The sequence below is a fragment of the Chitinophaga sp. CCNWYY40 genome, assembly GCF_037483205.1.
Lineage (GTDB): Bacteria > Bacteroidota > Bacteroidia > Chitinophagales > Chitinophagaceae > Chitinophaga > Chitinophaga ginsengisegetis.
This window is the reverse complement of record NZ_JBBHLF010000005.1, coordinates 312,169-336,374: the sequence shown is the minus strand read 5'-3', so window position 1 is coordinate 336,374 and position 24,206 is coordinate 312,169. Positions and strand designations below refer to the sequence as shown.

17 protein-coding genes are annotated in these 24,206 nt (G+C 45.1%); 13 read left to right on the top strand and 4 right to left on the bottom strand.

Translation table 11 applies throughout. From position 1 onward, the window contains the following. Positions 1-80: 80 nt before the first annotated feature. The 3 genes from nadC to V7S65_RS20370 are packed head-to-tail and all read left to right on the top strand — an operon-like array spanning position 81 to position 2,183. Positions 81-932 (top strand): carboxylating nicotinate-nucleotide diphosphorylase, encoded by an 852-nt coding sequence (gene nadC, locus V7S65_RS20380; RefSeq protein ID WP_111577067.1) that lies wholly within the window; start codon positions 81-83, stop codon positions 930-932. 10 nt (positions 933-942) lie between these two features. Continuing rightward, on the top strand, positions 943-1,824 hold the full coding sequence (locus tag V7S65_RS20375; protein WP_079469895.1) for a diacylglycerol/lipid kinase family protein: 882 nt from the start codon (positions 943-945) through the stop codon (positions 1,822-1,824). 20 nt (positions 1,825-1,844) lie between these two features. After that, complete coding sequence (locus V7S65_RS20370; protein WP_079469894.1) at positions 1,845-2,183, top strand: translation initiation factor; 339 nt, start codon at positions 1,845-1,847, stop codon at positions 2,181-2,183. A gap of 45 nt (positions 2,184-2,228) precedes the next feature. Here the strand turns inward: V7S65_RS20370 and V7S65_RS20365 are convergent, their stop codons facing one another. Both V7S65_RS20365 and V7S65_RS20360 read right to left on the bottom strand, forming a co-directional pair. Further along, a complete protein-coding gene (locus V7S65_RS20365; RefSeq protein ID WP_336387785.1) occupies positions 2,229-3,221 on the bottom strand; it encodes an aldo/keto reductase in 993 nt (330 codons plus the stop codon). Positions 3,222-3,308: 87 nt separating this feature from the next. After that, the gene (locus V7S65_RS20360; RefSeq protein ID WP_336387786.1) at positions 3,309-4,247 is read right to left on the bottom strand and encodes a helix-turn-helix transcriptional regulator; all 939 of its coding nucleotides are present in this window, start codon (positions 4,245-4,247) and stop codon (positions 3,309-3,311) included. Between the two features lie 345 nt (positions 4,248-4,592). On the opposite strand from V7S65_RS20360, the gene V7S65_RS20355 reads away from it, so the two are divergent. Beyond that, positions 4,593-6,161 (top strand): glycosyltransferase family 39 protein, encoded by a 1,569-nt coding sequence (locus V7S65_RS20355; RefSeq protein ID WP_336387787.1) that lies wholly within the window; start codon positions 4,593-4,595, stop codon positions 6,159-6,161. Between the two features lie 3 nt (positions 6,162-6,164). Here the strand turns inward: V7S65_RS20355 and V7S65_RS20350 are convergent, their stop codons facing one another. After that, entirely contained in the window at positions 6,165-6,908 is a 744-nt protein-coding gene (locus V7S65_RS20350) for a biotin--[acetyl-CoA-carboxylase] ligase (protein WP_079469890.1), read from the bottom strand. 158 nt (positions 6,909-7,066) lie between these two features. Here V7S65_RS20350 and rsfS point away from each other — a divergent pair, with 158 nt between their 5' ends. The 4 genes from rsfS (at position 7,067) to V7S65_RS20330 (ending at position 11,151) form a co-directional block, all read left to right on the top strand. After that, entirely contained in the window at positions 7,067-7,471 is a 405-nt protein-coding gene (gene rsfS, locus V7S65_RS20345; RefSeq protein WP_079469889.1) for a ribosome silencing factor, read from the top strand. A gap of 76 nt (positions 7,472-7,547) precedes the next feature. Further along, positions 7,548-9,575, top strand: a complete 2,028-nt coding sequence (gene ftsH, locus V7S65_RS20340; RefSeq protein ID WP_079469888.1) for an ATP-dependent zinc metalloprotease FtsH — start codon at positions 7,548-7,550, stop codon at positions 9,573-9,575. An 8-nt stretch (positions 9,576-9,583) separates the two neighbouring features. Next, positions 9,584-10,219 carry a LutC/YkgG family protein gene (locus tag V7S65_RS20335; protein ID WP_079469887.1) on the top strand — a complete coding sequence of 212 codons (636 nt, stop codon included), beginning with the start codon at positions 9,584-9,586 and terminating at the stop codon, positions 10,217-10,219. A gap of 107 nt (positions 10,220-10,326) precedes the next feature. After that, on the top strand, positions 10,327-11,151 hold the full coding sequence (locus V7S65_RS20330; RefSeq protein WP_336387788.1) for a UDP-2,3-diacylglucosamine diphosphatase: 825 nt from the start codon (positions 10,327-10,329) through the stop codon (positions 11,149-11,151). On the opposite strand, the gene recO is transcribed toward V7S65_RS20330, so the two are convergent. Continuing rightward, positions 11,123-11,860 (bottom strand): DNA repair protein RecO, encoded by a 738-nt coding sequence (gene recO, locus V7S65_RS20325; RefSeq protein ID WP_079469885.1) that lies wholly within the window; start codon positions 11,858-11,860, stop codon positions 11,123-11,125. The genes V7S65_RS20330 and recO overlap by 29 nt on opposite strands. Positions 11,861-12,050: 190 nt before the next feature. Between recO and V7S65_RS20320 the strand changes: the two genes are divergently transcribed. The 5 genes from V7S65_RS20320 (at position 12,051) to V7S65_RS20300 (ending at position 24,203) form a co-directional block, all read left to right on the top strand. Further along, positions 12,051-14,459 (top strand): efflux RND transporter permease subunit, encoded by a 2,409-nt coding sequence (locus tag V7S65_RS20320; protein ID WP_079469884.1) that lies wholly within the window; start codon positions 12,051-12,053, stop codon positions 14,457-14,459. A 253-nt stretch (positions 14,460-14,712) separates the two neighbouring features. Beyond that, on the top strand, positions 14,713-15,402 hold the full coding sequence (locus tag V7S65_RS20315; protein WP_079469883.1) for a hypothetical protein: 690 nt from the start codon (positions 14,713-14,715) through the stop codon (positions 15,400-15,402). 479 nt (positions 15,403-15,881) lie between these two features. Beyond that, positions 15,882-18,974: a SusC/RagA family TonB-linked outer membrane protein gene (locus V7S65_RS20310; protein WP_336387789.1), complete on the top strand. Its 3,093-nt coding sequence runs from the start codon at positions 15,882-15,884 to the stop codon at positions 18,972-18,974. A 29-nt stretch (positions 18,975-19,003) separates the two neighbouring features. Next, on the top strand, positions 19,004-20,416 hold the full coding sequence (locus V7S65_RS20305) for a RagB/SusD family nutrient uptake outer membrane protein (protein WP_079469881.1): 1,413 nt from the start codon (positions 19,004-19,006) through the stop codon (positions 20,414-20,416). A 706-nt stretch (positions 20,417-21,122) separates the two neighbouring features. Further along, positions 21,123-24,203: a SusC/RagA family TonB-linked outer membrane protein gene (locus V7S65_RS20300; protein WP_336387790.1), complete on the top strand. Its 3,081-nt coding sequence runs from the start codon at positions 21,123-21,125 to the stop codon at positions 24,201-24,203. Positions 24,204-24,206 lie beyond the last annotated feature (3 nt).

Sequence of the window (24,206 nt, the reverse complement as noted above, 5' to 3'; positions counted from 1 at the left end):
ACTTTTTATTTTTGAGCTATCTTTCGCGCTCAGAAGCAAAGCACCGATCTTTGCGTGAACACCAGATAATACAATCAATTATGTTAGATGAAGCAGCGCTGAATGCGTTTATCAGAAGCGCACTGGCAGAAGATATCGGAAGCGGAGACCACTCCACGATGGCTTGTATCCCTCCCACCGCCAAAGGGAAAGCGGTGCTGAAAATTAAAGAAGATGGTATCCTGGCCGGAATGGAAGTGGCGGAAGCCATTTTTAAATGGTTGGATATGTTTACTGTTTTTACACCCCATAAAAAAGATGGCGACCCCATGAAGGCCGGTGAAACAGCTTTTGAAGTGGAAGCCGCCGTACATACCCTGTTGATGGGCGAAAGGCTGGTGCTGAACTGCATGCAGCGAATGAGCGGCATTGCCACCTTAACGCACCGGTACGTGGAAAAACTAAAAGGATATCATACCCGCATACTCGATACCCGTAAAACTACTCCCAACTTCAGAATGCTGGAAAAAGAAGCAGTTCGCATAGGTGGCGGCGTTAACCACCGGATGGGATTGTATGATATGGTGATGCTGAAAGATAATCACATTGATTTTTCCGGTGGCATCACTGCTGCCGTTACCAATACCGTTGCATACCTGAAAGAGCGTAACCTGCCCCTCGAAATTGAAGTGGAAACACGTAACCTCAACGACGTGAAAGAAGTGCTGGCCGTAGGCCAGGTGAACAGGATCATGCTGGATAACTTTGCCCCTGCAGATATTGTTAAAGCACTGGCATTGATTAACGGACGTTTTGAAACGGAAGCCTCCGGAGGCATCACAATAGACACCCTTGAGGAATATGCAAAAACAGGAGTAGACTATATTTCTGTGGGCGCTATTATACACCATGCAGTGAGCCTGGATCTGAGCCTGAAGGCGATTATATTATAAAACAGTTTTTTTGAAGAAGATTCTATTTATCATCAACCGCAAAGCGGGCACTGACCGTGAAAAACGATTGGAAAGCGCTATCAGCCGGCATCTGCCTGCCGATCAGTATGAGGTAAGCACTGCCTACCTGGCGTATCTTGGCCACGGTGCAGACCTGGCCAGGGAAGCTGTTAGTAACGGCGTAGATACCGTGGTGGCGGTAGGCGGCGATGGTTCTATCAATGAAATAGCACAGGGACTTGTAGGAAGCAACACCGCAATGGCCATCCTGCCGTTAGGCAGTGGCAACGGCCTTGCGCGCGCATTGAAAATTCCGCTGGATGTGAATAAAGCGTTAAGTCTTGTTGTTGCCAATAAACAACGCGCCATCGATGTAGGCTATGCCAATGAGCACCTGTTTCTCAGCAATGCCGGCGTAGGATTTGATGCGCTTATTGCAGAACAGTTCCGGCATAATACCAAACGTGGTTTATCCGGTTATGCGAAACTGGTGCTGAAAAGTTTTAACAGCTATGAACCGGCAGAATACAGGATCGATATAGATGGGGAAGTGTTGCAAACAAAAGCATTTCTTTTAACGGTTGCCAATGGCAACCAGTTTGGCTATGAATTTAAACTGGCTCCCAAAGCCAGTGTTTTCGATGGACAACTCGATCTTTGCGTAATGCCACCGGTAGGCATTCTGAGCCTGTTACCGGTAAGTATTTTTTCCCTGATGGGTAACATTGATCAAACAAGATACCTGAAACATTATACAGGCAAGGATATCACCATCAGCAGCAGCGCATTGCAATATTTGCAGGTAGACGGCGACGCAGTACCGCTCACCGAAAACGGCGTGGTACGCATCCGTATTCAAACAGAGGCAATCAATATAGTGGTAAACGAATAACCTTTAAATATTTTAGAGAGATGTCGAAAAAGAAAAATACACCAGGCAATGGAATCGTGTATTCCACCGATCCAAACTTCTCACTGGAGCCAGAGCAGGAAGAAGTAACAGAAACACTTGCACCTGCAGAACAGATACTGAGAGTAACGTTAGATAAAAAACAACGCGCCGGTAAAGTAGTTACGCTCATCACCGGTTTTGTTGGTAAAGAAGAAGATATTGAGAAGCTTGGTAAAGAACTCAAAACGAAATGCGGCACCGGCGGCAGTGTGAAAGATGGTGAAATCCTGATCCAGGGAGATTATAAGGAGAAAGTAGTGAAGTGGCTGCTGGATTGGGGTTATAAGCGTACTAAGTAATGCAGACCGCCTTCGGTGATTTACAATCGCCGAAGGCGATCCCTCCTATCTGTTTACCAGTTTCATTCCTCCTTCTGTATACCGTGTTCCGGCGATGGCGTTATTGCGTAAAATACCATCGATGGCCGTCAGGTCATCTGCTGATAAATTCACTTCTGCAGCAGCGGCATTTTCCTGTAAATATTTTCTGCGTTTTGTTCCCGGAATAGGCACTATATCTTCCCCCTGTGCCAGTAACCATGCGAGTGATAACTGTGCGGCGGTAATTCCTTTTTCTTTGGCAAAAGTTTCCAGCGCATTGACCGTTTGTAAATTCTGCTCAAAATTTTCTCCCTGGAAACGAGGCAGGTTTTTGCGAAAGTCGCCATCTTTCAAAGCACCTGTGCTATTGATGGCGCCGGTGGAAAGACCCCTTCCCAGCGGGCTGTAAGCCACCAGGGTGATGCCCAGTTCACGGGTAGCAGCCAGAATACCATCTTCCACATCGCGGGTAAACAGGGAGTATTCTGTTTGCAGCGCGGCGATAGGATGAACAGCATGGGCTCTTTTAATAGAGTCCACACTGGCTTCGGATAGTCCGAGATAGCGCACCTTACCTTCTTTTACCAGCTGGGCCATAGCGCCTACTGTTTCTTCTACGGGAATATTTTCATCTATCCGGTGGGTGTAATAAAGGTCAATCACATCTACCTTCAGTCTTTTCAAACTGGCTTCCACCGCTTGTTTCATATATTCAGGAGAACCATCAAAATAGTTGGTGCCATCTTCTTTAAACCTGAATCCGAATTTGGTGGCGAGGAAAACTTTATCTCTTTTAGTTGCAAGTATTTTTGACAGCAGGATTTCGTTGGCGCCCTGGCCATACATATCTGCGGTATCCCAGAAGTTAACGCCCAGCTCGAGTGCCAGCTCCAGTGTAGCCAGTGATTCTGTTTCATTAAAATCCTGTGCGGTGCCGTATGCATACGACATGCCCATGCAACCCAGTCCTATTGCGGAAATTGATTCGCCTGTTTTACCTAGTTTTCTGTACTGCATATTGTTAAAATTTAGTGATACAAATGTACGTGCAGGTACAGGCCCGGAATTGCAAGAAGCAAACAATTAATTGTAAATATCAAAGTATTACTGCGCCCGGTAAAGATGTGGAGAAACGCCGCTGTGATTTTTAAAGAAGTGCGTAAAGTTACCGGGATCTTCAAATCCCAGGCACCAGGCTATTTCAGCAATCTGCCAATCGGTGTGCATGAGCAGCAGGCGTGCTTCCAGCAGCATTCTTTGCCGGATATGTTCGCTCACAGTGCGGCCGGTGGCCTGTTTCACACACGCATTCAGATGATTGGGATGTGTATTTAATACCTGTGCAAATTCTTTGGCCGTTTTCAGCGCCAATTGATTATGGGTAAATTCAATCGGAAACTGTTTTTCGAGTTTGTCGGTAAAGCGGTGTGCGAGCGCCTGCGCAGCTGTTAACTGGCGTTTGGGTTCGTTTACCTGGGCCGACAGGCGTTTACCCTCCAGCATCAGCAATTTCAGGTAAATAAGGATCGCTTCCTGTTTAAAGGCGGCATTCTCGCGGTATTCTTTTACCAGCTGTCTGAAAATGGATTGCAGATAATCGACCTGTTCTTTTGTTAAGGTGAACACAGCCTTCGCTCCCAGCTGCAGCAGCGGGTGTTGCAACAGGTTTTCCTGGTGATTAGGCTGTGATTCAAACAGCAGGTCGGTGAACAGGCAGTTGTAGCCTTCCTGCTCATCCGAGGTGGCGTGCCATGTTTTTAATTCGTAAGGATTAATAAAAAGTAAGGTAGGGCTATCGATCTCGTAACGGTTATCGCCGAGCGTAAAGATACCGGAACCTTTGGTGAAGAAACTGATCTTATAATAGTCCCGTCTGCTGGCTCTCACTTCATCCATGCAGGGGCAATCAGATCTTTCATGTACCGTAAAACTGCCATTTAACGGTGCTTTGGGAGTTACCTCCTTGTGCGTGTATAATAGCAGGTCGTCGTTAAATTCATTGAAAGTTCTGAACGTAATGGAGCTGTTTTTACTTGAAGGCATACACCAAATTTAAACAATTCTATGTTAAAATCTTTTGGTAATTCACCTGTGTATGTTAACTTTTATCCGCATGCGATGTGTGTAAACCCTTACTGGTAGCTGCTTGTTTTTATAAATGAAACATAGTTGCAATTTCATTTTTGATTAATCAGAAAAAATTTCACAATTTGTTAACGCCTTTATCAACCAAAATCTTGTTATCATCAAGCCCTGATGATCGCTATGTAGAGCAGCCTGCCACATATGCCACTGAACAAGAAATTTTAAAATCTATAACGGAAATACATTGCAACATCAGCAGGTATTTCCGTTTTTTTTAATGAGTAAAATTTTTTGTTAGTGCATATGATACATCCCGCTGCCGGACAACCAGGCTATCGACGCACTTCTTTATGGTTGTTATTATCATTTATTATTATAAAGATGGTTTTCCAGTACGCCGTATTAAGCCCGTATTACGAGCTTCACCGGGATGAGTACCTGCACCTGGATATGGCCAATCACCTCGCAGCAGGATATTTATCGGTACCTCCGCTTACTGCTTTCAATTCTTTAGTAATACAATGGTTGGGCAATAGCTTCTTTTGGATAAAATTTTTTCCCGCGTTATATGGTGCACTCACAATGCTACTGGTATGGAAGATGGTGGAAAAGCTGGGTGGCGGCTGGTTTGCGCAGGTACTGGCGGCACTGGCATTTTTATGTTCAGGTTTGTCGCGCATGAACATCCTGTATCAGCCTAATTCTTTTGATATCCTGGCATGGACGGCGTTGTTCTGGTGCCTGATGCAGTTGCTGCAAACACAGAACAATAAATGGTTATTATGGATGGGTGTTGTTACCGGCGTGGGGGTGCTTAACAAGTACAATATTATTTTCCTGTTACTCGGAATGGCGGGCGCCTTACTGTTGTCGTCACACCGGAAAGTATTTTTAAATAAATACCTGTACATAGGAATGGCAGTAGCCGTGGTAGTCATTTCCCCGAATATCATCTGGCAGTTGCAGCATGGCATGCCGGTGTTGCATCATATGAAGGAACTGAGTGAAAGCCAGCTGGTACACGTAAGCCGTATTTCTTTTCTGGGAGATCAGTTGAAGTTCTTTGTGGGAGGCGCTTTTATTGTAGTAGCAGCTGTTATCGGGTTAATTATTTCGCCGTCGTTCCGGACTTACAGGGTTATCATCGGTATTTACGCGTTAACGATGCTGTTGTTTACTTACCTGCGTGCAAAAAGTTATTATTCCGTTGGTTTGTACCCGGTGTTACTGGCATTCGGAAGTGTATACTGGGAGCGGATTTTCACCCACGACTGGACGCGTTACCTGCGGTTACTTTGGGTGGCCCTGATAGTAGTGCCTTTTGGGTTGCTGGTGAATGTTATTTTCCCGGTGATGAAACCGGTGCAGATCAGTGAAAAGGCCGGCAAATTCCGGTCGCTGGGTTTGCTGCGCTGGGAAGACGGGCAGGATCATATCCTTCCCCAGGATTTTGCGGATATGCTTGGCTGGCGCGACCTCGCAGATATGTCGTGGCAAACCTGGCAGCAGGTACCGGAAGCGGAGAAGCCATATACCTTGTTGATCTGCGACAACTACGGGGAGGCCGGAGCTTTGAATTATTATAACAGGGGAAGAAATATTCCGCTGGCCAATGCAATGGATGCGGATTATGTTTTCTGGTTCCGGGAGATGGATACCATCCATTACATTGTTAAAATCGGTAAGAAGCCGGAAGGCGCCTATATGAAAATGATAGGCCGGTTGCAGCAAACCGGTGTTATGAAGGATACTTTGTCCAGGGAATACCAGTGGGGCGCCGGCGCCTGGTTGCTGTCGGACCTTTCACCGGAGCTGCCGGCAGCGCTGAAGCAGGCTTTGCGTGAAGAGCAAAATGTTTACTCCGGTAAATAGCTATTACCGCGTAATAATAAACTCCACTTCCCCGAAGCCCAGTTGTAATATCTCTCCGTTTTTTTCCAGGCAGAGATGCCCATCCGGCAGTACATCGCGGATGATGCCTTCAAAAATTTCCCCGTCTTTGCGGTATAGCCCGGGTTGTTGCCAGCGGAAGAGCCTTGAAGTATATTCAGCGAGCAGGGTTTCGTAATTGGCGGGTTGCAGCTGCCGGATCCTTTTATCAAGGAAAGTGCATAGTTCTTTGGCCAGGTCTGCCGCCTGGTGGGTTTTGCCGGTAATTTGCCGGAGGGAAACCGCGTTGGGCAATTCAGGGGGGAAGGCGGCCTGGTTGATGTTAAGCCCGATGCCGATAATGGCATATTGCCATATATTTCCACGCAATACATTCTCAATCAGGATGCCACCTGCCTTTCTGTCACGCCAATAAATATCGTTTGGCCATTTGATGATGGTTTCGTCGCCGGCATGGGAAGTGAAGAAATCGGTGGTTCCGAGGGCTACTGCCACGCTGAGCATAAACTGCCTTGAAAGCGGTAACATAGCCGGTTGAAGGGCAATTGTGAGGGCGCTGATGTCTCCGGGTTGAGCGAGCCATTGTTTCCCGCGGGTACCTTTTCCGGCTGTTTGGTTGCTGGTGAACCAGGCTGTGCCTGATGTCACCTGGCCGGAATTTACCTGCTGCATGGCATAGTTATTGGTGCTGTCTATCTCGTCTAATATATAAAACGGGTGTCCTATCACATGAATCTTTTTTAGTCTGTATCCGGCCCGAAAAGTAATTCATTTTATTATTTAATTAACATTTTCAGGCCTCCCGCGGCGGATATTAAACATCTTATATTACTGCTTGTTTAGTAACTTTGACAATTAAAGATTATTTTTAACAAAAACGAGATTTATTGGCACCCTTAACCGTTCTGAGCACGAGAAAGAAGGCGCAGCAACGCCTGACCAGAGAAAGTGAAATTTTTACCACCATCATAAAGGCCATACAGGATAAGAAGGGGGAAAATATCGTGTCCCTGGATCTACGCCAGATTCCTGAAGCCGTGGCCGATTTCTTTATAATATGTGAAGCCAATTCCGGCACCCAGGTGAAAGCCATTGCTGATTATGTGTCAGAGGAGGTGGAGAAGCATACTTCAGAGGAACCGTACAAACACGAAGGATTTAGTTCTCAAAACTGGGTTCTGGTTGATTATGTGAATGTAGTAGTACACATTTTCCAACCCGAAAACCGGAAGTTCTATAATCTGGAAGAAATGTGGAGCGACGCGGACAGGATGGACCACACAGAAGACTGAACAAAACAGTTGTTTTAGAATTTAATTATTCATATTATTCTGATTGCAATAAACATCCGTAAAGGAGCGTAAGATTATGGAAAAAGGAGGCAATAACTTCAACAAGGGTTCAGAGAAATCACCTAAGAAAGGACCGAAGTTCAATATATACTGGGTGTATGCCTTTATTGGCGTAGCCCTGCTCGCAATGAACTTTTTTGATTTGAGATCCCCAACCAAAGAAATCAGTTTCCAGGAATTTCAGATTGATTATCTGAAACCGGGAGATGTTGATAAGCTGGTTGTTGTAAATAAAAAATATGTAGAAGTCTACATAAAACATGACCATCTTAAAGAGGCCAAGTTTAAAGACGTTAACAAAAGTAAATTTGGCGGAGAGAACCCCGGTCCTCACTTCCGTTTTTCTATTGGTAGCGAAGAAAGTTTTAAAAAGGATATAGATAAAGCACAGGAAGGTGTTCCGGTGGAAAACCAGGTGAAGATCTCTTATGATGAGCGTCAGAGCTGGTTTGAACCTATCTTCCAGTTGCTGTTGCCAATTATCCTGATCATTGGTTTGTGGATATTGCTGATGCGTAAGATGGGCGGCCCTGCCGGTGGCAGCGGAGGTCCTGGTGGCATCTTCAATATTGGTAAATCCAAAGCTACGCTGTTCGACAAAGGTACCCGTGTGAATATTACATTCAACGATGTAGCCGGTTTGGACGAAGCGAAAGTAGAGGTAATGGAAATTGTGGATTTCCTGAAGAATCCTAAAAAATATACTGCCCTGGGAGGTAAAATTCCTAAAGGCGCCCTGCTGGTAGGCCCTCCGGGTACCGGTAAAACCCTCCTGGCAAAGGCCATGGCAGGTGAAGCACAGGTGCCTTTCTTCTCTATGTCCGGTTCCGACTTTGTGGAACTGTTTGTAGGGGTGGGTGCCAGCCGTGTACGTGACCTGTTTAAACAGGCCCGCGAAAAAGCGCCATGTATCATCTTTATCGATGAAATTGATGCGATCGGCCGTGCAAGAGGTAAGAATGTAATGATGAGTAACGACGAACGTGAAAACACCCTGAACCAGTTACTGGTAGAAATGGATGGTTTCGGAACAGACAGCGGTATCATTATCCTGGCTGCCACCAACCGCCCCGATGTACTGGACAGCGCTTTGTTGCGCCCGGGTCGTTTCGATCGTCAGATCTCTATCGATAAACCAGATCTGGCTGGAAGGGAAACCATTTTTGAAGTGCACTTAAAGCCTATCAAAACTTCTCCCAACCTGGATGTGAAAAAACTGGCTTCCATGACGCCAGGCTTCGCAGGCGCTGATATTGCCAACGTATGTAACGAGGCGGCACTGATTGCTGCACGTAAAGGCAAAACGCAGGTGGAAATGGACGACTTTAATGACGCGATTGATCGTGTAATTGGTGGTCTGGAAAAGAAAAACAAAATCATCTCTCCGGAAGAAAAAGAAGTAATTGCTTACCATGAAGCTGGTCACGCTATTTGCGGCTGGCACCTGGAACATGCTAACCCGCTGGTGAAAGTAACCATCGTTCCCCGTGGTGTAGCGGCGCTCGGTTATGCTCAATATCTTCCGAAGGAACAATATCTGTACAACACCGAACAGTTGCTCGATGATATCTGCATGACCCTCGGTGGCCGCGCAGTAGAGGAACTGGTTTTTGGTAAAATTTCTACCGGCGCACAAAACGACCTGCAGGTAATTACCCGTATGGCGTATGCAATGGTAACCGTGTACGGTATGAACGATAAAGTTGGTAACGTATCTTTCTACGATCCGAACAGTGATCAGTCATTTACCAAACCTTACTCAGAAGAAACATCCAAGATGATTGACGATGAAGTAAGGAAACTGATTGCCACCGCTTATATCAGAACTAAAAACCTGCTCACATCCAAAATGGATCAGGTGAAGGCACTGGCGGAAGAACTGCTGAAAAAAGAAGTTTTATACCAGGCCGACCTGGAAAGATTGATCGGTAAACGTCCTTACGATACCCACAAAGAACACCAGCTGGGTAAAGAAGGCGCTCCTACTGAAGGAGTACATCCGTCAGATATCATCAATCCTTCTCCATCACCAGCTAATGCGTAAATAGTGATATGAAGATTTCTCCTGCTAAGGAAAATATTCTGAAGAGAGTACGGAATGCGTTAAGTCAGTCAGTACAGTTGCCCTTCCCGAATTCGGAGGGCAACTCGTCTGTTTTCAGAACCGAGAACGAGAGCCTGGAATTAAAGTTTGCAGAAGAATTTACCCGGTTGCAGGGAAAGTTTGTTTACTGTACAGGGAAAGGTGAGTTGATGGATAGCCTTCGTGCGCTTTGTGAACACAAAGAATGGCACAATGTGTTTTGTCAGACTCCTGCCCTGCTGAAAATAATTCATCAGCAGGAATTACCAGTATTGAACCAGGGCACTATGCACGAAGCAGATGCTGCCATCACGGATTGTGAATACCTGGTAGCCCGCACCGGAACATTGGTGCTGAGTTCCGCACAACCCAGTGGCAGGGCCTTACCGGTATATGCACCAGTGCATATCGTGGTAGCCTATACGCACCAGTTGGTATTTGACCTGAAGGATGCGCTTAATAAGCTGAAAGATAAATACGGCAACGATATCCCATCGGCAATATCCTTTGCAACAGGGCCCAGTCGTACCGCAGATATCGAGAAAACACTGGTGGTAGGGATTCATGGTCCCAAAGAAGTATACGTATTTTTAGTAGACGAATAAATAAATGGCTTTTAGTCTTTAGCTGTTAACTTTCAGTGCCTGGGCGATGTATCGTTTCTTTCACTGAAGGTTAACTGTTAAAAGCTAAAAGCTTCATAATTTTAAGAATGGATATTGCATTACCGGCCAATAAGAAAATATATTTTGCCTCCGATTTTCATCTTGGCGCTCCCAATCCTGCCGCCAGCAGGGAGCGTGAAAAGCTGCTCCTGCAATGGCTGGAGCAGGTGGAACCCGACGCGCAGCATATTTTCCTGGTAGGTGATATCTTTGACTTCTGGTTTGAATATAAACATGTTATTCCCAAGGGATATACCCGCATTTTAGGAAAGCTGGCAGCACTAAGCGACAAAGGGATCGGGATCTCTATTTTCATTGGTAACCATGATATGTGGATGGATGGATATTTTGAAGAAGAGCTGAATATCCCGGTGTACTATGAGCCGCAAACCTATACCATTGGCACTAAACGGTTTTATATAGGCCATGGTGATGGTTTGGGCCCCGGCGATCACGGTTATAAGATGCTGAAAAAAGTTTTCAGGAACCCGTTTTGCCGCTGGATGTTTTCTGCTATCCACCCGGCATGGGGCATTGCACTTGCCAACTATTTCAGCCGTAAAAGCCGCTCTGCCACCGGGCAGGAGCTGGAACACTTTCTGGGAGCGGAAAATGAGTGGCTGGCTATCTACAGCAAAGAAGTGCTGCAAAAAGAACATTTCGATTATTTTATCTACGGACACAGGCATCTGCCCCTCGATATTCCCTTATCCGATGGCAGCAGGTATATCAACCTGGGTGATTGGCTGAATTATTTTTCCTACGCTGTTTTTGATGGGAATACGGTAGACCTGAAGTTTTTTACAGAAGATGGCGCAAAGGCCGCCAGGCTGGGGCAGCAGATCAGGCATCCAGAATCTCATGTAAAATAGGCGGGGAATGCATCTCCGTAAAATCGGGTAAGTGCAGCCGGAAAAATTCCAGGTACGCATACAGTAATTTTCTTCTTCTTTCTTTATTCATCGTAATCGCCGCCAGGTGCTCTACAGCTGTGCATTGAAACAGCTGGTCTGTTAATTCGCTGCTGTGCGTGTCGAGGTGATGGGCATGGTGTGGCGGCAGGTCAGAGAAGGTGCCTTCCTGCAAATCGAGATAAGGAGTATATTCAGAAAATCTTCCATTGAGCCGGAAACCCAGGTGCTCCCCCATTTTCAGCGTAAAATATAACGGCAGGTTTGCCACCACCGGCAGGCCGGAGATGTCCAGCAGCTGCAGGATATTTTCTGTAAAGAAATAGAGATCGGTTTGTTGCTCCGGTTGTTTCAGGCATTTCTGCAGGAGTTCTATCATGTAAAGGGCCACCGTATTTTTCACCACATTCAGGTGTACAGCGTTATACAGATATCCCAGTTTGTATTCAGAAATGCGCTGGAGGTTTTTAATTTCGTTGTGATATACCACCAGCTCCAGGATATTACCGGGTTGCAGCAGATTTCCTTTGGCAGCTTTGGGTTTGGAAGAACGGGCGCCGTTCACAATATACGATTGCACCCCGAAGAGTTCAGTAAATATACTCACGATCAGGCTGGTGTCGCCATACTTTACCGTGCGTAATACGATGCCGCGTGTTTTGTGAAGCAATTTTTCCTGGCTTTTGCTGTTAGCAGTTAGTGAAAGAAACCGGAATGCAAGTTACACAAACGAAGGGATTGAACGGCTAAAAGCTAAAACCTGACAGCTGGCAGCTAAAAGGAGTCAGCTCATCGCGGTCTGTTAACAGCTAATAGCTATTTTAATTACCTTTACGCCCATTACTAAAAAGGAAATCCTTATGTGGCAACGTTTAGCAGGCTTTGTGCTAAAATATCGATTATTGCTTCTTCTTTTACTGCTTGCCGGTACCGGCGTGATGGGTTATTTTGCCAGTAAGGTACAAATGTCATACGAGTATGTGTCCAGTATACCTCACGATAACCAGAAGTTTCTTGAATTCCAGGAGTTCAAGAAGAAGTTTGGTGGAGATGGAAATGTGCTTATGCTCGCTGTACAAACGGATAAATTTTTCCAGGCAGATTTTTTCAAGGACTATGTTCAGCTGAACAAGGACATGAAGAATGTGTTTGCGGTGGAGAATATTATGAGTGTGCCGATGGCTATCAACCTGGTGAAGAACGACAGCACGCAGAAGCTGGAGGCTAATTTACTTTTCCAGGGTGATTTGACGAACCAGGTGGTGATTGATAGTTTATCCCGTGTTTTTAACACGCTCCTTTTTTACAAGGGATTGCTGTACAACCCGGATACCCATGCTTACCTCATGGCTATTTATGTAAACAAGGATGTGTTTAATTCCCCGAAACGTACGGCAGTAGTGAACGAGATCACGAAGCTGGCCAATGCTTTCCAGGAGAAACAGCATACAGAAGTACATTTGAGTGGTTTGCCCCTTATTCGTACAGCCATGGCCGTTAAGGTGGCAGATGAACTGAAGCTGTTCCTGAAAATATCTTTCCTGTTAACCGGTTTGATCCTGTTCCTGTTCTTCCGTTCATTTGGCGCCGTATTGATGTCGATGATTGTAGTGGCTATCGGCGTAATCTGGTCAGTGGGCACTATTGTCCTGATGGGATATAAAATTACCCTGCTTACCGGAATTATCCCTTCGCTGATAGTGGTGATAGGGATTCCCAACTGCGTATACTTCCTGAGTAAATACCATACGGAATACGCCAAAGACGCCAATAAAACGAGGGCATTGGTGCATATGATACAGCGGATGGGGATCGTAACCCTGTTTACCAATCTTACCGCTGCCATTGGTTTTGGAGTGTTCTGTTTTACCAACAGTGCTCTTCTGAAAGAGTTTGGTGTAGTAGCGGGGTTGAATATCATGTTCATCTTCCTGATCTCTTTTATTTTCCTGCCATCTGTTTTAAGTTATTTACCTGCGCCAAAGAGCAAGCATACTACTTACCTGGATAACCGTTTCTTTGGGGCGATACTTGATTTTCTGACTACGCTGGTGTTTAAGTACCGGCCGTGGGTATATGGGGTAACTGTTGCGCTGGTGATAGTGGCCATTGTGGGAATGGGGCGTTTGCAATCTGTAGGATATATGCTGGATGATATTCCGCATACTGATAAATTGTATACGGATCTGAAGTTCCTGGAAACGAATTTCAAAGGGGTGATGCCGCTGGAAATTGCAGTGGATACGAAAAAGAAGAATGGTGTGATCAACCTGCAAACGCTGAATAAGCTGGATGAGCTGACACAGCTGATTGCCGCACAGCCTGATTTCGGCCGTCCGTTGTCGGTAGTGGAAGGGATTAAGTTTGCCAAGCAGGCGTATTATAATGGAGACAGCTCCAACTTTGCAGTGCCTAATCAGTTTGATCTGGGATTCCTGGCGCCTTACCTGCGCATGAAGGGCGGGAATACTGCCGGGCCGGCTTCTACTTTTTCAAAACTGGTTTCTTCCTTTATGGACAGTACCAGGCAGGTGGCCAGGCTGAGTGTGAATATGAAAGATGTGGGATCGCAGAAACTGCCGGTATTGCTGGATTCCTTACAGCCTAAGGTAACCGCCATTTTTGATACGGCGCATTACAAGGTTACGTTTACCGGTACCAGCGTGATTTTCCAGGAGGGTACCCGCTTCATTATTAACGGGCTGATGGAGAGCGTTATCCTTGCTTTCGTGTTAATTATGATTTGTATGCTGTACCTGTTCCGTTCGTGGAGGATGCTCATCATATCATTGATTCCGAACGTGATTCCGCTGGTGGTTACTGCCGGTGTGATGGGGTGGATAGGCGTTCCGTTGAAACCATCTACAGTGTTGGTATTTAGCGTGGCGCTTGGTATAGCCATTGACGTTACGATCCGTTTCCTGGTTAATTTTAAACAGGAGTTGCCGCGTCATGATTTAGATATCAGTGCTACAGTGAAGCAAACGATCCATGAAACAGGGTTGAGTATTATTTATACATCTGCCATCCTGTTTGCCGGCTTCATGATTTTCAGTTTTTCAGAATTTGGCGGTACGAAAGCATTGGGCTGGCTCACTTCCCTGACACTGGTGATAGCGATGATTACGAATCTGACCATTTTGCCGGCTTTGCTGTTGTGGATGGAAAAGGCATTGTTGAAGAAAGCGAAGAAGAAAGAGTTGTGGAAGCCGCTGGATGAGGAAGAAGATATTGACATAAAAGAGTTGGGGATCAGTGATCAGGAGTAGTTTATAAAGATAATAATATCAGGGCCACCGGGGCGGACAGGGCGTGTTTTTCATGCTTTCTGTTTGCCCCGGTGGCTTTTTAGTGTCAGGAAACCGCAGTGGATGCTAAATATTTAGCTAAAATGGACAAAAAATAAAGCTGAAATGATCTAGTGGGCAGCATTCACATACCCTTATAGCCGCTTGTAAAAAAAGGGGGGGTATTATAATGAAAAAGTATGAGGTTTAATACGCCATTCTAACCACATAGTTCATGAAAAATAAGTACTTAAAGGGCGCTCATTTATCCGAGCGCAAATTTAAGGAGATCCTGCGGCTGTTTGCCGATGATCTTACTGCGACCCAGATAGCGAATATCAGCGGTGTAAGCAGGGTAACTATTAACAGCTACCTGAAGAAGCTACGACACCAGATTGCGCGATACTGTGAAACGCAGCATCCTGTGCCCGTTCCCGTGTTAACGTACGAACCCCGGCAAAGTGACCTTACCTCCGACCACGACAGCGACACGCTGGTGGCGGTAAAGCCGGAAGTAGACCGGATTGTTAAGCCGGTAATCTTCGGCATCTGCAGATCCTCAGACAGGTTACACACCGAAATTCTCCCGGACGTAAGCCGGTCAATGATTCATGCAGCTACCCGCGGGCGTTCCGTATTGGAAACGCAGGTGGCTACAGAACGTTTGCGCCGGTTCAATGGATTGGTAGATCTCGGTCAGTACCGCTTATACCGGCTGGGGCAAACTTCCGACACGCATCAGATGGATGACGTGGATGCTTTCTGGGGCTTAACCAAGCATCGCCTGGCTAAGTTCAAGGGGCTGAACCGGAATACTGCTTATTTACACCTGAAAGAGTGTGAATACCGGTTTAATCATCGCAATGATGATCTCTTTATGGTATTGCTGGAGCTGTTAAAAACATATCCGCTTACCCTTTCCTGATAAAAACATTCGCCCCGCAGTTATGCGGGGCAACTTTAATCTCGATTTAGATTTTGGTTGATGAGCACAGGCGGTATTCTTGCCGCTTGTTTCATTTTTATGCCCTTACGTATTAGTTATTAAAATTATATGTTAATGAGGCGTTAAAAAGATGTTACCTAAACGTTATCGGGAACTTTCCAAGCTTAACTTTTTGTTAAGAATTATTATATTTGAGGCTGGTTGAAAATTTGCTAAGGAAACTGCTTATGAGGAAGAAGTTGATTACTTCTGCTTGCGATTTATTGAATAAATTGCAAGAGAAGAGGTCAATTGTTTAATTTATGGTCAATATCACTGTACCGTTTTACCTACTCCAGCTTTAAGTATCCAATCACAATTTCACCAACTGCTTATTTAACGGGAACCAATTGAATTAAGGCTTACGGGTCTTGATAATGAGGATTATTTTTTAAGGTTAAGGAAACAAAATCATGCTTATGAGGAAAGTACTATTTCTCCTCTTGTCCGTGCTATTTCTGGGCGGGCAGGTCTATGCGCAAAGCCGCACAGTAACAGGGAGAGTCACTGATGCCGCAGATGGCTCAGCTATTCCTGGTGCCAACATCCAGATTAAAGGCACCACAAAAGGAACCGCAACGAATCCCGAAGGGGTCTACACTATCCAGGTGGATGCCAATGCCACACTGATCGTATCATTTATTGGGTTTGAAGCAAAAGAGGTGCCGGTAGGTACTGCTGCCACTTTGAATGTAAAACTGAAAACAGATTCCAAAAGTCTGGATGAAGTAGTGGTAACAGGTTACACCGTGGAAAAGAAGATCAACTCTACCATTGCCGCATCCAGCATCAATGGCGCAAAGATCAACAACGTTGCACTGCCTGATGTAAACCAGATGCTGCAGGGTAACGCGCCTGGTGTTGCGGTATCAACTAACTCCGGTCAGCCTGGTGCAAAAACGGAGGTACGTATCCGTGGTATCGGTTCTATTTCTGCGAGCAACAGCCCGCTGTATGTAGTAGACGGCGTAATAATTTCTTCCGGAGATTTTACCCAGAACACGCCTTCCCAGGATGTAATTGCTAACCTGAACCCTGCCGACATTGAAAATGTGACCATCCTGAAAGATGCGTCTGCCACAGCATTGTACGGTTCCCGTGGTTCTAACGGTGTGGTGGTTATTACTACCAAAACCGGTAAGAAAGGGGTGAGCAGAATTAATTTCAATGCCAAATATGGTTTCCAGGACCTGTCGCATGCAATTGATATGATGAACGCTACTGAACTGCTGGCATATCAGCGGGAGGCTATGAAAAATGCGACCAAAAAAGACGGTACACCACTTTTCACTGCAGAACAGATCCTGGCGAATCGTCCGAACAGTCTCACAAATATCAACACCGACTGGATGGACGAAGCTTTCCGCACGGGTAAAACTCAATCCTACGGTATCAACGCCAGCGGCGGAAATGATAAAACACAGTTCTATGCTTCCGGCGATTATTTCAAACAGCAGGGTATCCTGATTGGCTCTGATTTCAGCCGGTATAGTGGCCGTTTGAATGTGGATCATAAGTTCAACGAAAAATTTGACCTGAGCGTAAAGGTAAACGGCAGCTATACTGATCAGAGAAGTGCAAGTGCAGGTAACAGCTACTCTTCACCGCTGATGGGCGCACTGGCCAATTCTCCGTTTATCCCTTCCCGTGATGAGAACGGAAATCCTTATAACGGATATACTGCTGGTCAGCCAGGCACCACGTCCTGGGCTGGTTTTGCGGATATTCCCTCCTCTTACCGCCCGGTATTACGCGGGGGTAACTTCGTGAGCACTGTAAACAGTAACTATAACAGAAGCAATAATACCCAAACAGTCTTTAATGCTGCATTGGGCTATAACATTATTGACGGGTTACGTTTCGTGGTAAAGGGTAATGCAGAGTTGACCAACATCCGCGAAAAGCAATGGACATCTCCGGATTCTTACGATGGACGCAACTATGGCGGTTATATGTACAATGTGAATACCAACATGGCGTTGTACACTACCCAGCAATTACTGACTTACAACTTCAACCTGGGTAAAGATCACAGTTTCCGTTTACTGGCAGGTAATGAATATTCCTTCCAGAACCGTGTGTGGAACTATGGTGCAAAGAATGGTTTTCCCAATGGTCAGGCACAGGTGCCGGATGCGGGTTCCCAGTACTTTGACATGGCCGGTGATGAAACATCTTATGCTTTCCAGGGCATACTGGCGAAAGCAGACTATGACTATAAATCAAAGTATTTCTTAAGTGGTAGTTTCAGAAGAGACGGTTCTTCCCGTTTCCCTAAAGACAACCGCTATGGTAATTTCTACTCTGTTGGTGCTGCATGGCGTATTACAGAAGAAGAATTTACAAAAAACATCTCCTGGCTGAACGATCTGAAACTGCGTTCCAGCTATGGTATTATGGGTAATGCAGAAGGTTTGGGAGATTATCCTTATCAACCCCTGTATAGCCTTGTAGGTGCTTATGATGGCGGATCAGTTGCTTATCTGAAACAGCCGGGCAACATGGCGCTGAGCTGGGAAAAACAAAACCTGTATGATGTGGGATTGGATATCAGTGTACTGAAAAAACGTTTATACGGTAGCGTTGGATATTACGACAAACGCTCTTCCGCATTGCTCATGCAACTGCCATTATCCATGACCAGCGGTTTTGATGTAATGACGATGAACGTAGGTAAGATGCTGAACCAGGGTTTTGAAGTAACACTGGGTGGTATCCCGGTGTCTACTAAAAACTTCCAGTGGACTTCAGATCTGAACTTCGCTACCCTGAAAAACAGGATACTGTCTCTGGGCGGTCAGCAGTTCATTCCGGCGGGTTCCCGTCAGCGGATTGAAGTGGGGATGCCATTTGGTTCCTGGTATATGCCGGTTTGGACAGGTGTTGATCCTGCTACCGGTGCTGCTACCTGGGAAGGCGCCGACGGAAAACCAACTTCCGATTACAATTCAGCAGTTAGAAAATATGTTGGCCAGGCACTGCCTAAAATCACAGGCGGTTTCACCAATAAATTCACTTACAAAGAATTCGACCTGTCTGTGTTCATCACTTTCAGCGCAGGAAACAAAGCTTACAACTATAACCGTTCCTTCCTGGAAAGCGATGGTAACAACACCACCGGAAACCAGGCGAAAGATGCCGGCAGCCACTGGGAAAAACCAGGCGATATTGCAGACAGACCTAAAGTAATCTGGGGTAATGGTACCAACTCCAATGCTTCCTCTACCCGCTACCTGGAAGATATCTCCTATGTGCGGCTGAGAAACCTTTCATTAGGTTACAATCTTCCAAAAAGTACTTTGAGCAGATTGAAAATGCAGGGATTGAGAGTATATGCGCAGGCAGAGAACTTATTTACGCTGACAGGATATAAAGGATGGGATCCGGATATGAGCACCAACCCGATTTCTCCAACCAGCACTGCATCTCCGGCTACTACAAATGCGGGAACTGATTTTTACCGTTATCCTACTTCAAGAGTGATCACGTTTGGTATTAGTGTGGGACTGTAATGAAGTAACATCAAAAATTTAAGTTAATTATGAAATATACAAAACTCTCCATATTAGCATTGGCTACGGCTGGTTTGTTTTCAGCCTGCTCCAAGCTGGATCAGAATCCGCAGTCCTCATTGAATGAAGGGGATGCGGTAAATGAAGGGAACGCACGTATTCTTGCAAACGGAATGTATGAGCGCATGCAAACGCTGGAATACTATGGCCGCGACTTCATGATCGTGTCTGACCTGGGCGGTAATGATATGAAGATCACTTCCCAGAACTCCAACCGGTTTATTACAGAATTCCAGTTGAACTATACACCATTGCTGGCGCCGCAAACCAATACATTCCTGAATGCATACAGAGTGGTAAACCAGGCGAATGTACTGATCGATAAAATGCCTGAAACTGAAAAGACCAGTACCATCCGTGGAGAAGCCTATTTTCTGCGTGCATTGGCAAATTTCGATCTGGCCAGGAGGTACACAAGACCTTACACCAACGTAGCAGCAAAAATCAATGAGCCCAATACCGGTATTACACTGGTAACAAAAGCGGTGGATGCTCCTGCAAACTATAAACCTGGTCGCAGTACGCTGGCTGAAACCTATGCGGCTATTATCAGCGATCTGAAAGTGGCGCAGCAAACTGCTCCTGCGGGTAAATCCGAAGACAGAAACGCGAATGTGTTTAATGCTACAAAGGATGCAGCAACTGCATTACTGAGCCGTGCTTACCTGTATAAGGGCGACTGGCAGCTGGCTATTGACGAAGCTGATAAGCTGATCGGGAAGTATTCCTTATATGAAGCGTCTGAAGTGGCGAAAGCATTCAACCTGGATGCCGCCGGTTCGGAAGAAATCTTTTCCCTGCGTTTCCTGACACCAGATGGTGCCGGCTCCAATAACTTCGGTTATATGTATGTACCTGCTAAATTAGGTGGGTATGGAGATATCAGGCTCACAGATGGTTTTATGGAATTGCTGGATCCAAAGGATGTTCGTAATGAGCTGGTTCAGAATCTTGATGGCAGTAACTACCTGATGAAATTTTCGGGTAATGAAGCAACAGGACAGGTAGGTCTTGTAAACGTAAAGATCCTGAGAATCAGTGAAGTGTTGCTGAATCGTGCAGAAGCTTATGCTGAGTTGGGTAACCTGCAGAAAGCAACGGATGATGTGAATATGCTGAGAGCTAAACGTGGACTGGATCCTTTTACTGATGTTGCAAATATCAAAGCTGAAATTATTAAGCAGAGAAGATTGGAGCTGGTGGGTGAAGGTTTGGGTATGTCTGATCTGTTCCGGAAGAATGGACAGCGTAATATCAGAGATGCCAACGCGCTGAGCACAAGGGTTACGGAGGCGAGTGATTTCCGCGTAGCTTTCCCTATTCCGCAGGCCGAGATGGATGCAAATCCGAATATGGTACAGAACCAGGGTTATTCCAATTAATATTATTATATGACAAGAGAGGTGCTTCCGCGGAGGCACCTTTTTTTATTTGAGCAGATGCCTACTGGATAAGAAAAAAAAGAGCGGAATAATTATCAAGTGATTTATTTTAGGAAGGATCAGGCAAAACAGGCTCTGGCTGCGGGCAGCATTGCGATATATATATGATCAGACTGATAGCATGTATATCATTATATAATATAATAACCAACCGGTTTTTGCTGGGTACTTATATGAGTATAATATATTTGAAAGATAAATAATTATATATTATATTTATTATAATTACTAGCTTATAAATACGATTCTCAGGTGAAGATGGCTGTTGGGATATATTCCGGAACAGATTTAAAAAAAAGCTGGTTTTGCACTAGTATTTTTTAAATTTCCTATATTGCAGTAGAATTTAAACAATATTTAACAAATACGTATCAGAATCTAAAACAGAATCTAAATAACAAAATTTTAATTAGTTGGTGCTTGTGTGGATTTAACCGCCATTTCAAATCTATACCGGAAACAGTTTCTGATATAGTTTAGGAAGAAAATAGAGGAGAGAAACTGGAATTTGCTTTGAGAAAAATACGAATAAGGAACGATGGGTTATGAGGAAAACGGATTTACGGAATTAACCTTTGGGATAAATGAGTACGGCACCCCCATTTTTATTAGTTAACTGACAATATCTTTCAAATCTAAATTGCTTATGAAAAGAGGACTACTCTTATGGTTGCTAGTGGCCATCAGTGTTGTGCAAGCCTATGCACAAACAAAATTAATCAGCGGCAAGGTTACGGATGCCAAAGACGGCTCCGGACTCCCTGGTGTATCTGTCGGAATTAAAGGTACAGGTAAAGGTTCCCTAACCACCAACGATGGCTCTTACAAACTCGAAGCTCCCGCGGGTTCCGTGCTTGTTTTTTCTTTTATTGGTTACGCATCTAAAGAAGTACCGGTTGGAGCTGAAGGCACTATCAATGTTGCACTTGGCGCCGACAATAAAGATCTTAGTGAGGTAGTAGTTACCGCGCTGGGTATTAAACGCGAAAAACGCACCCTGGGTTATACTACCCAGGAAGTAAAAGGTGATGATATCGTGCAATCCAAGGAAGTAAACTTCCTGAATGGTATGCAGGGTAAAATTGCCGGTGTACAAATTAATAACACTTCCGGTATTCCGGGTGGTGGTACCCGTATCGTTATTCGTGGTGGTGCCTCTTTGACCGGTAATAACCAACCACTGTTTGTAGTAGATGGTAACCCGATCAATAATGATCAGATTGGAGCCGGTGATTCTGACGATGATCCTGTACTGGCGGGTGGTACTACTCCTAACAGGGGCATCGACATTGACCCTAATATTATTGAGTCTGTAAACGTTCTCCGGGGTGCTTCTGCAACGGCATTGTATGGTTCCAGGGCTGCTGGTGGAGCGATCATCATCACCACTAAAACCGGTGCTGGTTTGAAAGGTAAATCTTTCAGCCTCACAGTGGGTTCCAGCTTGAACATTGATAAAGTGGTACTGCCTGAGTTTCAGACCGGTTGGTCACAAGGTAACGGTGGAGTATTCTGGGATGGAAGAACCCGTCCTACTTCACGTTCCTGGGGCGCTAAAATGGATACCTTAAAAGTTGACGGTAAGCCAGCTGTTACCTACGATCCACGTGATGCGTTCTTTAAAACAGGCACTACCTGGGATAATAACATCAGCCTGAATGGATCTACAGATAAATCTAATTACCTGATGTCCTACTCTTCTTTAAGACAGGAAGGTGTGGCTCCCGGTACTGATTTTTATCGTAATTCCTTTTACGCAAATTTCTCTACCCATCTTACCGATAAGTTAACAGCAACTACGGGTATCAGCTACATCGATTCACGTAACGACCGTTTGCTGGAAGGTAACGGTAGTGGTGGTACTTCTTACCTGGCTAACCTTTACACTGCCCCGGTAAGTTACAACCTGTTACCATATGAGAACCCGGTAGATAAGTCACAGAATATGTATAAGGTGAATGCCAATAACCCTTTCTGGACTGCTGCCAATACCGGATTGCAACTGAATGTATCCCGCTTCATTCCTAACTTCAGCCTGGTATATACTCCATTAAACTGGCTGACTTTAACAGAAAGAATTGGTGCGGATATTTATACAGATGAACGTATATTTCATGAGGCAATCGGCTCATTTGGTACTTTCCCGAATGGTCGTATGTACAATGAAATCATCAACAACAAACAGATCAACCACGACTTTTACGCTACCGCCAGAAAAGAATTTAATAAATTCGATCTGACCGTAATGGTAGGTAATAACATCATTTCTGAACACTATACCGATCAGTTTTCAAAAGGTATCGGGTTAGCCGTACCTGGCTTCTACGATATTACCAGTGCGGAGTCTGTAACATCTACGAAAACTTTCTACGACAGAAGAAGGGTGAGTATTTACGGCCAGGCAGTCCTGGAATATAACCGTATGTTGTCATTAACCTTAACTGGTAGAAATGACTGGTCATCTTCCATGCCGGTTAAGAATAACTCCTACTTCTACCCTTCTGTTACCGGTGCATTTGTATTCTCTGAACTGGAAGGATTAAAAGATAGCAAAGTATTATCATTTGGTAAAGTAAGGGTGGCTTACACTGCTATTGGTAATGATGCACTCCCTTATAAGGTAGCAACACCTTTTAATAAAACAGTAGTTGGTGATGGTCTTCGTGGTTCACTGGATCTTCCTTTCAATGGTGTAAATGGTTTCTCCAAGAATAATGTGTTGGGTAATCCTGATCTGAAACCAGAAAGGATTAAAGAATTTGAAGTTGGTTTGGAAACAAAATGGTTAGACAACCGTATTGGCCTGGAAGCGAGCTACTATAATAAGGTTAGTACTGACCTGATATTCCAGACAGCAGTATCTGCTGGTTCCGGTTATACCCAGGCAGTAATCAATGCAGGTAAGATCACCAACAAAGGTTTGGAAGTAACTTTAAATGCTAACCCAATCAGGGGTAAAGATTTCAACTGGAATATTTCTGCTAACTACTCCAGGAACAAAGCCATGATCAATGAGCTGACTGAAGGTGTAACTTCTATCCAGATAGGCGGTTTCACCACTCCGGGTATATACCTGGTAGCTGGTCAGCCTTATGGTACTATCAGAGGTTCACGTTACAAGAGGAACGACCAGGGTAAACTGCTGATCGATGATGACGGTTATCCTATCCAGGATGATGGTACCTCTTTTGATATTGGTAATACTCAACCAAGATGGATTGGTGGTGTAACCAACAGCGTATCTTATAAAGGTATCAACCTGTCGTTTACGTTCGACGGCCGTTTTGGTGGTCAGGTGATCAACTTTGATGAATACTATATGACCTTCTACGGTACCAGTGGTCTTACCAGCAGCCGCGACGGATCAAAGGTATATGACGGTGTAACTGCCGATGGTAAACAAAACACGAAATCCATTAAAACTAATGAGCCTTATTGGCAGGCATGGGGTGATACTTATGAAAACCTGATCCAGGATGCAACGTTTGTAAAACTGAGAAATGTTACACTGGCCTATAATTTTAGTCCAAAGTTGTTAAAACGTACTCCATTTAAAGCGGCAATGGTTTCTGTTGCAGGCCGTAACCTGTGGATCTACACTCCACACTTTACCGGTTCAGATCCTGAACTGAGTACTTATGGAGCAGGTAGTAACTCCGGTGGTTTCTATCACTACGTTTCACCAAGCACCAGATCTTACAACGCAACTTTGAAGTTAACTTTCTAAACT

What these genes read in the sequence shown, in the direction of transcription:
- nadC (WP_111577067.1), top strand. Translation starts at nt 81, where the DNA reads ATGTTAGATGAAGCAGCGCTGAATGCGTTTATCAGAAGCGCACTGGCA.
- V7S65_RS20370 (WP_079469894.1), top strand. Translation starts at nt 1,845, where the DNA reads ATGTCGAAAAAGAAAAATACACCAGGCAATGGAATCGTGTATTCCACC.
- V7S65_RS20365 (WP_336387785.1), bottom strand. Translation starts at nt 3,221, where the DNA reads ATGCAGTACAGAAAACTAGGTAAAACAGGCGAATCAATTTCCGCAATA.
- V7S65_RS20360 (WP_336387786.1), bottom strand. Translation starts at nt 4,247, where the DNA reads ATGCCTTCAAGTAAAAACAGCTCCATTACGTTCAGAACTTTCAATGAA.
- V7S65_RS20355 (WP_336387787.1), top strand. Translation starts at nt 4,593, where the DNA reads ATGATACATCCCGCTGCCGGACAACCAGGCTATCGACGCACTTCTTTA.
- ftsH (WP_079469888.1), top strand. Translation starts at nt 7,548, where the DNA reads ATGGAAAAAGGAGGCAATAACTTCAACAAGGGTTCAGAGAAATCACCT.
- V7S65_RS20335 (WP_079469887.1), top strand. Translation starts at nt 9,584, where the DNA reads ATGAAGATTTCTCCTGCTAAGGAAAATATTCTGAAGAGAGTACGGAAT.
- V7S65_RS20330 (WP_336387788.1), top strand. Translation starts at nt 10,327, where the DNA reads ATGGATATTGCATTACCGGCCAATAAGAAAATATATTTTGCCTCCGAT.
- V7S65_RS20320 (WP_079469884.1), top strand. Translation starts at nt 12,051, where the DNA reads ATGTGGCAACGTTTAGCAGGCTTTGTGCTAAAATATCGATTATTGCTT.
- V7S65_RS20315 (WP_079469883.1), top strand. Translation starts at nt 14,713, where the DNA reads ATGAAAAATAAGTACTTAAAGGGCGCTCATTTATCCGAGCGCAAATTT.
- V7S65_RS20310 (WP_336387789.1), top strand. Translation starts at nt 15,882, where the DNA reads ATGAGGAAAGTACTATTTCTCCTCTTGTCCGTGCTATTTCTGGGCGGG.
- V7S65_RS20305 (WP_079469881.1), top strand. Translation starts at nt 19,004, where the DNA reads ATGAAATATACAAAACTCTCCATATTAGCATTGGCTACGGCTGGTTTG.
- V7S65_RS20300 (WP_336387790.1), top strand. Translation starts at nt 21,123, where the DNA reads ATGAAAAGAGGACTACTCTTATGGTTGCTAGTGGCCATCAGTGTTGTG.